Here is a 10,484-nt window from a genome sequence, read left to right on the forward strand (position 1 = left end):
TCGCGCAATCTGCCGCCTCATCCGCGCCGCCATCCTCATCGGCCCGCCAGAAACGCCAATCGCCGCCTGAAATCACCAAAAACAAAACCCCGCCGAATTTCGACGGGGTTTGTCAGCAGTCTGAGGCGCCGGGGTTTGCCCCCGGCGCCTTTTTTTCAGTCCGGCCCGGCACCAGCCTGATCAGTTGCGGCAGCGGCAGCGCCGGCGTCGCCCTTGCCACCGCGCCCCGCCGCCGGTGCCCGCACGCGCAAATGTTCCTCATCCACCACGATTTCCGCCAGGGCCGGCACCCATTTGCGCAGATTATCCTTGGCGGTGGCGGCGGGCGGCAGGGTCATGCCCAGTTCTTCGGCGCGCTTGGCCCATTCCATCCGCTTGCCCAGTTCCGCCCCTTCCAGGAAGCGCAGGGCGGCATCGACGCGGGCGGCGAACAGCCCCTCCTCCTTCTCAGCGGCGCGTTCGCCCCGGCGCTGCGCCTTGGGCTTGGCGATTTCGCGCACGGCCTGTTCGGCCGCCTGCTTGCTTTTGCGCTGGATGCGGAAAACACAGCCCACCACGCGGCCACCACCCCGCCCGCCCCCCTGGCGGATTTCATGCAAGGTCGCCTCAAAATCACCCAACCGGGCAATTTCCGCCAAGGCGGGGTCCAGCGCATATTTGCGCAGATCCTTCCAATCCTTCAGCTTGTCGACACAGCCCAGGATGGCCCGCAACTCCTCCACCTTGGTTTGCCAATAGGGTTCGGCGGCGTTGCGGTCGGCGTAACGCTTCAGCACCTCATACAGGGTCAGCGCATATTTGCTCTCAAACTCATAGATGATGCGCAGCGACAGATAGGAATAAAGCGCCGGTTCCTTCAGCCGCTCCGACACCCAGGAATGGAACGTATAGGTCAATACCCCGCCTTCAATCCGGCACGGCCCCAGCAGCTGGGCGCTTTCCCAGCCCGCCGTGCCGTCAGAGCGCAGATAGTTGAACTGGCACAACACCTTTTGCAGGGTTTCAATGCTGGCCTTCAGGCGGGTATTGTTCACATCCGCCGTACCGTCCCGCACCTCTGCGGCGAAACGGCGGATGGAGGCAAGCTCAATCGCGTGGCTTTCCACCGTGCCCAAGCTCTCATAGGCATGGGCCAGCAGATGGTTGAACAGCCGCCGATCCGCCAGGGTCAGATCGGCGTCAGCCTTGATCTCCACCGCACCCGTGGCTTTCACCAGGGTGAGCGGGGTCTTGCGGGCCGTGGCGGCACTGGTGGGGAGCTTCGGGGCCATGGCCGGATTGTAAGTCGGAGCCGGGGGGCAGGCAACTCCGAATGAAAGGGGCCTATCCTGGCGAAAACTCCCGTTCGGGTCTGGCGAAACCTCCCCTTCACCCCTGGCAAAAACTCCCGAATGGGCTGGCGAAACCTCCGGGATAGGGGGTGTAAGGGGTTGGAATGATTGGGCGATTCCGGCCCTAGGAATCTTAGTAGGAATCAAAGGAACTTCAGGAAAGGCTGGAATTTCAATGAGTTCGGAGATTTTGCCAGGGGCTGGCGTGGGGATCTTCGGTGAAAAAGGGGAGGTGCATTCGGAGATTTTGCCAGGATTTCGCCCCCGATCCGCGTAATGACGCGGCCAAACGGGCGCACGACGGCCCCCGTTGGCCACGAATCGGAGCAAAGAGGCCAGCCGCCATTCGGAGATTTTGCCAGGGTTTGCCGGGGATATGGCGACTCCGGCCTTTTGCGCTGTCGATGGATTATCCATTTTCCTGATCCTGCCCCCTGCCCTTTCGGAGTTTTGGCCAGCCCGGCCTGAAGCGCTTGATTTACAAGGCTTTCAGCGGCCCCGATTCGGAGTTGCAGACAGGGGGGCCAAAACGGTCGGAGTTTTTGCCAGGGGTGAGGTTTCGGAGTTTTCGCCAGGGTTCGCCCGATCCTGCGCAACACTACGCAACAGGAATTTTGTGGATGTTGCGTTGGGGGATGGGATGGAAAACATGTTGGCTCTCCGTATTTGGGGAAATAAATCCTATTACAGAGCATAGGGGACAGGCAAGGGGGGAGTTCGCCATTGCGGGGGAGCAAGGTTGCATGTGTCTGGCGGGGGGATGGCTATCTTGGTTAGTATGACTCCACCCGCCTACAAGCAAAACAGGCCCGCCCCGGACGATGCGTAACCACGATAATGATATGGAAGAGGTTCTCCGCCGCATTCGGGCGGAGGCGCAGGCGCAGACCGGGGCGCTGGACCTGGGCGGGTTGCGCCTTGAGGGGCTGCCGGATGAGCTTTTTAAGCTGACCTGGCTGCGGGAATTGTGGATGGGGAGGAGACTGGGATTTAAGCATTTGGGTCCGTATTTGAGAATCAAGAATGATGCTGTCAAGCTTGCGCGACTGGGACAGTTGCGCACTTTAGCGGTGCTACGGAGTGATCTGACGGATTTCGATTTCCTTAAGAATATGACCCAACTGCAACATCTCGATTGCGGCGGCACGCAAGTGAATGATCTGACAGGACTTTCAGTTCTCACTCAACTGCAAACTTTCAAATGCAGTGACACAGCAGTGATCGATCTTGTAGCTTTGTCTGGCCTCGCCCAACTGCAACACCTTGATTGCAACAGCACAAAGGTAGGTGATCTCACGGCTTTATCTGGCCTCACCCAGCTGCAACACCTTGATTGCAGCAGCACGAAGGTAGGTGATCTCACGGCTTTATCTGGCCTCACCCAGCTGCAACATCTTGATTGCAGCAGCACGAAGGTAGGTGATCTCACGGCTTTATCTGGCCTCACCCAGCTGCAACATCTTGATTGCTGGGGCATAGGAGTGAGTGATCTCACGGCTTTATCTGGCCTCACTCAACTGCAACATCTTGATTGCAGCAACACGGAGGTGAGTGATCTCACGGCTTTATCTGGCCTCACTCAACTGCAACATCTTGATTGCAGCAACACGGAGGTGAGTGATCTCACGGCTTTGTCTGGCCTCGCTCAACTGCAACATCTTGATTGCAGCAGTACGGGGGTGAGTGATCTCACGGCTTTGTCTGGCCTCGCCCAACTGCAACATCTTGATTGCAGCAGTACGGGGGTGAGTGATCTCACGGCTTTGTCTGGCCTCGCCCAACTGCAACATCTTGATTGCAGCAGCACGGAGGTGAGTGATCTAAAAGCGCTGTCCAGCCTCGCTCAACTGCAATTTCTCATTTGTAGCGGCACGAGTGTGAGTGATCTCACGGCTTTGTCCGCCCTTGCCCAACTGCAATATCTTGATTGCGGCAGCACGGGGGTGGGTGATCTCAGAGCTTTGTCTGGCCTCATCCAACTGCAAACCCTTGATTGCAGTGACACGGGTGTCCGTGATTTGAGTGTGCTGTCCGGTCTCATCCATTTACAAAAGCTTGATTCTAGCTCTTGTCCATTAGCGGATTTTCCAGCATCACTTCTGGAATTACCTGACTTGTATGAACTGGTTCTAGCCGATGTAACCATCCCCGGCATTCCGGTTAGCGGTGTGCTTGTCCCCGATGTGATGGGCAACTATTTGCCCCGCCTGCGTGCCCACTTTGCCGATCTGGCGGCGGGGGCGGTACAGGACAGCCGGGTGAAGCTGTTGATTTTGGGCAATGGCGGGGCCGGGAAGACGCAGATTGCCGGGTCGCTCTGCCGGGCGGATTTCATCTTGAATCCCGCATGGGATTCCACCCATGGCATTCAGGTGGAGATGGCCGATCTGCCGGACGGGCTGAAACTGTCTGTCTGGGATTTTGGCGGGCAGGATATTTACCATGGGGCCCACGCGCTGTTTTTGAACAGCCCCTCCCTGATGCTGCTGGTCTGGGCCGCCGATACGGAGGCGCGCAGCGGTGTGCGGGAGGGGGCGGAATGGTTCCGGGATTATCCCCTGCCCTATTGGGTGGCGCTGGCGCGGCAACAGGGCCATGCGGCCAGCGCGATCACGCTGGTGCAGAATAAATGCGACCAGCCGGCGGCGGAGGTGCGGCCCTTCCCCGTGCCGGCGACGGCGCTGGCGGATTTGGCCTTTCCGGCGGCCAGCCTGCATATCAGTGTGCTGAAGCGCCGGGGGCTGGCGGGGCTGCGGGAAAGGCTGGGGGAGGCGGCGCAGTGGCTGCGCGACCCGGCGCGGATGGGGGTACCGCTGATCGGGGCCGGGCGGGACCGGTTGCGCCAGCGGCTGGAGGGGATGCAGGCGGAGAATAAGCAAGTGGCGGCGGAACAGCGGCGGCACCTGCTCTCCATGGCGGAATTTCACGATCTTTGTGCGCAGGCCGGGGGGATTTCTGCGCCTGAGCATGTGTTGACCTGGCTGGATGCCGAGGGGGTGGTGTTGTACCGGCGCGGCCTGTTTAACAATCAGGTGGTGTTGGACCAGGGCGGGGCGCTGGAGGCGATTTACGCGATTTTTGACCGGGACAGCCAGGCGCTGACGGCGATCCGCCGGCAGGATGGGCGGTTTGACCGGGATTTGCTGGGCCGGCTGGTCTGGCAGGGCTTTGGTGAGGGCGAACAGGAACTGTTCCTCAGCATGATGCAATCCTGCGGGATTTGTTTCGTTCACCGGCGGTGGGAAGCGGCGGGGGAACGGTATGAGGAATTTATCGCGCCGGACCTGTTGCCGGACAGGAACGCCATGGCAGCGCGGTTGGAGGCGCATTGGGATGGGGAGGCGGCGACGGCGGAATGGCGGATGGATTATCCGCTGCTGCATGGCGGGTTGATCCGCACCATCCTGTGCGTGATCGGGGAAGTGGCCGGGCCGGATGCGGTTTATTGGCAGGGCGGGGTTTGTGGGTATGACATGAACTATAAAAGCCGGTTCTGGATTGAACAGGTGATCCCAGCCGGGGGCTGGGCCGGCCATATCCACCTGCGCACCCAGCGCGGCGATGCGGAGGGGCTGCTGGCCCGGCTGGGGGAGTTGGTGGAAGAGGCGCAGGCCAAGGTGGGCCTGCGCGGGGACGCCGGGCCAAGTGTGCCCCGGTAGAAAGAGGGGACGCGGATGGGCGAGGTGGCATTGCAGCCGGGGCCGGAGCCGGCGACGGGGGAGACATGGTATGTCTCCTACGCCTGGGCGGATGAGGACACACCAGAGCGGGAACAGGATGTGGACCGGCTGTGCAAGGCGGCAAAGGCGCAGGGGCGGACGATTCTGCGGGACAAGAATGTGCTGCGGCCAGGGGATAGTATTTCCGATTTTATGCGCCGGCTGGGTAAGGGCGACCGGGTATTTGTGATGCTGAGTGACAAATACCTGAAATCGCCCAATTGTATGTTTGAACTTTTCATGCTTTGGCAGAATTGCCAACGCGATGGTGATTTTAATGACCGGGTGGAATTGTGGGTATTAAACGGGTTTAAGATTGGGCAGGTGGAAGATTGGATGGACCGTGCCGAATATTGGCTGGAACGTGTCGAGAAGCTGAATGCCCGCGTGCAAAACCGTAGCGCGACCGTTCTGGGGGAGGCTGGACAGCGGCAATTAATGCTGATGGAGCAGTTTTCCCGGCATGTTGTAGATATCCTGGCTCTTTTTGCGGACCGTGTTCGCGAAACCACCTGGGATGAATGGCTGAAGCACGTGCTTCAGCCATAAGAATTTAGTCCTTCAGGGTGTCAGCCGGGGCCTGTGCCGGGGGATTACTCCCCCAGCACCGCGTTCAGATGGTCGCGCAGTTCGCGCAGGCGGGCGCGTTGGGGCTCTGACAGGGCGGCGCGCACGGGGGCGACGGGCGGCAGGGCCAGGCTGGTGCGGGTCAATGCCCGCAGATAGTCGCGCGCTTGATCCAGTTGCTCCGGGGGGGCTGGCGATTTCTCCGAATTGGCTTTGGCGGGGCGCGCGGCGCGCAAGGCCTTCTCCCCTGCCCCGCTGATCGCCTGTTGATACAGGGTGCGCTGGCGCGTGGGGTCTTCCTCCCGCGCGATTTGCAGCAACAGCGTGCGCGGGAGCCCCCTGCCCTGCTTCTCCATCGCATTCAGCAGGTCGGCGGGCAGGGAGAGGATGCGCAGGGTTTCATTCACCCGCACGCGGCTGCGGCCCAGAATATCGGCTACTTGGCTTTGGCTGTAATCATGCGCTTGCATCAGCGCCTGGATGGCGCGCGCCTCTTCCAGCGCGGTCAGGTCGACGCGCTGGATGTTTTCGATCAGGGCGATTTCCGCCGGGTCGCCATCCACCACCAGGGCGCGGATACGGTCGCGCCCGGCCAGCCGGCTGGCGCGCCAGCGGCGCTCACCGGCGACCAGTTCGTAATGGCCATCCTCCTCCCCTTCCCTTTTGCGCACCAGGATGGGCTGAAGCACGCCGCGCGCCGCGATGGAGGAGGCGAGCGCCTGCAGCTCCCCTTCATCGAAATGGCGGCGCGGCTGGTCGGGGCGGGGATGCACCCGGTCCAGATCAACCTCAAACATCTGGCGAAAATCGGCGCTGCGCTGGAAATGCGCGCTGGCGCCCTGGGGGGCGGCGCTGGTGCCGGTGGAAACCTTCACCGCCTGGGACAGCGGGCTTTTCGGGTTGGCCTTAAGCTTCATGGGAAATCTCCTCCGCCAAACGCAGATATCCAATCACGACCGGGTTATCCTTGGGCAGCGCCCGCACGGCGATGACGCCGTTATAAACGGCCTGATCCATCGCCGTGGTTTTGCGGATCGGTTCGAACACGCGCACGCTGTCGGCATAGGTGGCCAGCAATTGCTGCAGCGTGGCCTGTTGCACCGACGTATTCGCCTCAAACCGGTTGGGCAGGATGCCCAGCACATTCAGTTCCGGGTTTTCATAAATGCGGATCTGTTCGATGGTGCGCAGCAGCAGCGGCACGCCCGGCACATCCAGCGGGGCCGGCACCACCGGGATCAGGATATCCGTGGCGGCGACCAGGGCATTGCGGGTCAACACGCCCAGATGCGGCGGCGTGTCGATGATGATCTCATCATAATCCTGTCTGACGTCAGACAGGGCCCGGGCCAGACGTTTTTCTGGGCCGGGTTTGGAGAGGACGGAGACCTCGAACTCGGCCAGCGTGATGTCGGTGGGGGCGACATCAATGCCGTTCACGCTGACAATGATCTCCCGCAGGCTCTTCTTTTCATCCAGCACGGCACCCAGCACATTGCCATTGGCCATGCAGCTTTCCAGATCCACCCCGGCGGCCAGCGTGACGGAGGCCTGGGGATCGGCATCGACCAGCAGCACCCGCTTGCCCATCATGGCGAAGGCATGGGCGAGGTTGAGGGCCGTGGAGCTTTTCGTCTGGCCGCCCTTCTGGTTGGCGGTGGCGATGATGCGGGCGCGGGTGCGCGTGCCCCGGCGCATGAAATCAGCCACCGGGTCGGGCACCGGTTCCTTGGCATTCTCCCAGCGGCTGACCTTGGCCTTGTCATAGGCGCGGTCCAGCTTCGCATTCAGCATTTCGGCAAAGCCTTCCTGCGACAGGCCACGCTTGCGCCGATAGGCCTTGAGCAATTCGCCGTCCATGTGGGTGTTCCCCCTGAAATTCGCTGGATTAGGGGTGACGCAAGGGCAGGGGGCTTGTCAATGGGAAAGACGGTTAAGTTGATGGTTTTTCGTCAACATCGGAAAGGCGTTCCCCTGTCTGACGTCAGACAGGCAGCAAAAAGGGCGCCAGACAGGGGCGCCCTAGGGGGGAGGGAAAAAGAGGAAGGGGAGGGGGATCAATCGCTGCGCGCGGTCATGGAGAAGGGGGCGGCACCGGGGCCCGTACCCCATTCCTTGTTGGGCTGCGGCCCCATGTCAAAATGCAGGGTGCCGCCCTGCATCAATTCCTCATGCGTCAGCCAGGTGCGGTTCAGCGGCTGGCCGTTCAGGCGGGCCGACTGGATATAGACATTGGCCGGGCTGTTGGCAGGTGCCTCCACCCGCAGCTTTTTGCCCGTGGGCAGGGTGATTTCCGCCAGCCGGAACAAGGGGGAGCCGATGACATATTGGCCGCTGCCGGGTGTGACGGGATAGAAGCCCAGGGCGCTGAAGACATACCAAGCCGAAGTCTGGCCATTATCCTCATCCCCCGCATAGCCATCCGGGCTGTTGAGGTAGAGCCGGCGCATGACATCGCGCAGAAGGGCCTGCGCCTTCCAGGGTTGGCCGGCGTAATTATAGAGATAGATCATGTGCTGGATCGGCTGGTTGCCATGGGCATAGTTGCCCATGTTGACGATCTGCATCTCCCGAATCTCATGGATGGTGAAGCCATAATAGCTGTCATCAAAAATCGGCGGCGTGTCGAACACGCTGTCCAGCTTGGCGGTGAAGGCCGCGTCACCGCCCATCAGGTTGATCAGCCCCTGGATATCGTGGAAGACCGACCAGCTATAATGCATGGCATTGCCTTCGGTGAAGGCGTCGCCCCATTTCAGCGGGTTGAAGGGGGCCTGGAACTGGCCATCCTTGTTGCGGCCGCGCATCCAGCCAGTTTGCTTATCGAACAGCTTGCGGTAATTGCCGGCGCGTTCATAGAACAGCTTGGCATCCTGTTTCTTGCCGAGCGCTTCGGCCAGCCGGGCCAGATTGAAATCGGCAAAGGCATATTCCAGGGTGCGGGCGGCATTTTCCTTGATGCCGACATCATAGGGCACATAGCCGAGGCGGTTATAATAATCCACCCCTTCGCGGCCCACCGAACTGATCACCTTGCCATCGTCGGAGAGCGGGCGGCCCCGGTCGGTGGTGGCGTTCTTCTTCATCGCCTCATAGAGTTTTTCAATGTCATAGCCGCGGATGCCTTTCAGCCAGGCATCGGCGATGATGATGGCGGAGTTGGAGCCGATCATCACATCCCGGTGGCCGGGGCTGGCCCATTCCGGCAGCCAGCCGGATTCCTGATAGGTGTTCACCAGCCCTTCCATGATCTGGCCATCCAGATCGGGTCGCAGCAGGGTGAAGAGCGGGAAGACGGCGCGGAACGTGTCCCAGAAACCATTATCGGTGAACATCCGCCCCGGCCGCACCTGGCCATTATAGGGGCTGTAATGCTGGATGTTGCCCTTGGCATCGGCCTCATGAAAGGCGCGGGGGAAAAGCTGGGTGCGGTAGAGTGCCGAATAGAAGGTGCGCACAGCATCCTGATCGGGGTCTTCAATGCGGATGCGGCCCAGCTCCTGGTTCCAGGCGGTGGCGGCCTGTTGCTTGGTGGCGTCAAAATCCTGGGTGCCGATTTCGCGCCGCAGGTTCAGTTCCGCCTGTTCGACGCTGATGAAGGAGGAGGCGACGCGCACCTGCACCTGTTCGCCGCGCTTGGTCTTGAAGCCGATGATGGCACCGACATGGTCGCCCTTGGCTTCCCGGCTGCCGGGCAGGGGTTTCCAGCCATCGCCCCAGCTTTGCACAAGCTCAAAATCATGGTCGAATTCGGCCACGAAATAATTATGGAAGTTGGCCGGCACACCGCCATGATTGTTGCGGGCATAGCCGATAATGCGCCGCTGTTCCGGCAGGATTTTCACCATCGATCCGCCATTGAAGGCATCCAGCAGGATATAGCTGTGATCATTCTCCGGGAAGGTGAAGCGGAAATGGGCGGCCCGCTCGGTCGGCGCGATTTCCACGGTCACATCATGGTCGGCCAGATAAGCACTGTAATAATAGGGGCGCGCCACCTCCGCCTTATGGCTGAACCAGGAGGCGCGGGCCTCCTCCTCAATCTTCAGGGTGCCGGTGACGGCCATCAGGGAGAAGGCACCATAATCATTCAGCCAGGGGCTGGGCTGGTGCGTCTGTTTAAAGCCACGCAGCTTGGTATCATCATACCGATAGGCCCAGCCATCGCCCATCTTGTTGGTCATCGGCGTCCAGAAATTCATCGCCCAGGGCAGGGCGATGGCCGGATAGGTGTTGCCGTTGGACAGTTCAAAATTGCTGTCGGTGCCGATCAGCGGGTTGGCCAGGTCGGCGGGGGCTTGCGCATGGGCGGGAAAGAAGGCAGCGCTCGCCAACAACATGGCCGCCAGCAGGGCAGGGGCCAAACGGCGACGTTTGATCGGATGCTGACGCAATTCTCATCTCCCATGGGTAAAAGGCGCAGGCCCATTATTGTGCGTATCCGCCAATGTAATGGATTACATTGGCGGATACCATGGCGAAAATTTTTCGCCCGATGGCAAAGGGGGGGGGCAAGAGCGATAGCGGAGCGCCTGAATGAAGAGTTCACCGCGGCCGTCTGCTCTGACGTGGAATGAGGCCTGACCTTCATCAGCGTTATTGTACATCATCCAGTGAATTGCCTAAATGGAAACTCTTGGCCTTTCTGGCTTGCGTAACATGATCATTTTCCAAGCCTTTCCTAAAGGCGAACTCGTGAAGAGTTGCCTGATTTTTTGCTTGCATATTGGATAATGCTATCGGTGGATTTTCACACGAAATTTACTTGCTTATTAAATATAAGAAAATTACAAAAATCGCGGTATTTTCACTCATAGCGGAAGAACATGGACACCTACACAACGGCAGAGACGCGGGTAAACAGCCA

General features: G+C 60.3%; 6 protein-coding genes. 2 read left to right on the forward strand and 4 right to left on the reverse strand.

Features of this window, described 5'->3' with window-relative positions:
* Window positions 1-155 precede the first annotated feature (155 nt).
* Entirely contained in the window at window positions 156-1,271 is a 1,116-nt protein-coding gene (locus PCJ49_RS20520; RefSeq protein WP_269912577.1) for a replication initiation protein, read from the reverse strand.
* Between the two features lie 2,174 nt (window positions 1,272-3,445).
* Here PCJ49_RS20520 and PCJ49_RS20525 point away from each other — a divergent pair.
* Both PCJ49_RS20525 and PCJ49_RS20530 read left to right on the forward strand, forming a co-directional pair.
* On the forward strand, window positions 3,446-4,990 hold the full coding sequence (locus PCJ49_RS20525) for a COR domain-containing protein (RefSeq protein WP_269912578.1): 1,545 nt from the start codon (window positions 3,446-3,448) through the stop codon (window positions 4,988-4,990).
* A gap of 15 nt (window positions 4,991-5,005) precedes the next feature.
* Entirely contained in the window at window positions 5,006-5,599 is a 594-nt protein-coding gene (locus PCJ49_RS20530) for a toll/interleukin-1 receptor domain-containing protein (RefSeq protein WP_269912579.1), read from the forward strand.
* Window positions 5,600-5,643: 44 nt separating this feature from the next.
* Here PCJ49_RS20530 and PCJ49_RS20535 read toward each other — a convergent pair whose 3' ends face one another.
* The 3 genes from PCJ49_RS20535 to PCJ49_RS20545 form a co-directional block, all read right to left on the reverse strand.
* Window positions 5,644-6,534 carry a ParB/RepB/Spo0J family partition protein gene (locus PCJ49_RS20535; protein WP_269912580.1) on the reverse strand — a complete coding sequence of 297 codons (891 nt, stop codon included), beginning with the start codon at window positions 6,532-6,534 and terminating at the stop codon, window positions 5,644-5,646.
* The gene (locus PCJ49_RS20540; RefSeq protein ID WP_269912581.1) at window positions 6,524-7,477 is read right to left on the reverse strand and encodes an AAA family ATPase; all 954 of its coding nucleotides are present in this window, start codon (window positions 7,475-7,477) and stop codon (window positions 6,524-6,526) included. The genes PCJ49_RS20535 and PCJ49_RS20540 overlap by 11 nt, the downstream gene beginning before the upstream one ends.
* A 197-nt stretch (window positions 7,478-7,674) precedes the next feature.
* A complete protein-coding gene (locus PCJ49_RS20545; protein ID WP_269912582.1) occupies window positions 7,675-10,011 on the reverse strand; it encodes a GH92 family glycosyl hydrolase in 2,337 nt (778 codons plus the stop codon).
* Window positions 10,012-10,484: the final 473 nt, after the last annotated feature.

Origin of the sequence: Niveispirillum sp. BGYR6 (assembly GCF_027568365.1) — a bacterium.
Taxonomy (GTDB): Bacteria; Pseudomonadota; Alphaproteobacteria; order Azospirillales; family Azospirillaceae; genus Niveispirillum.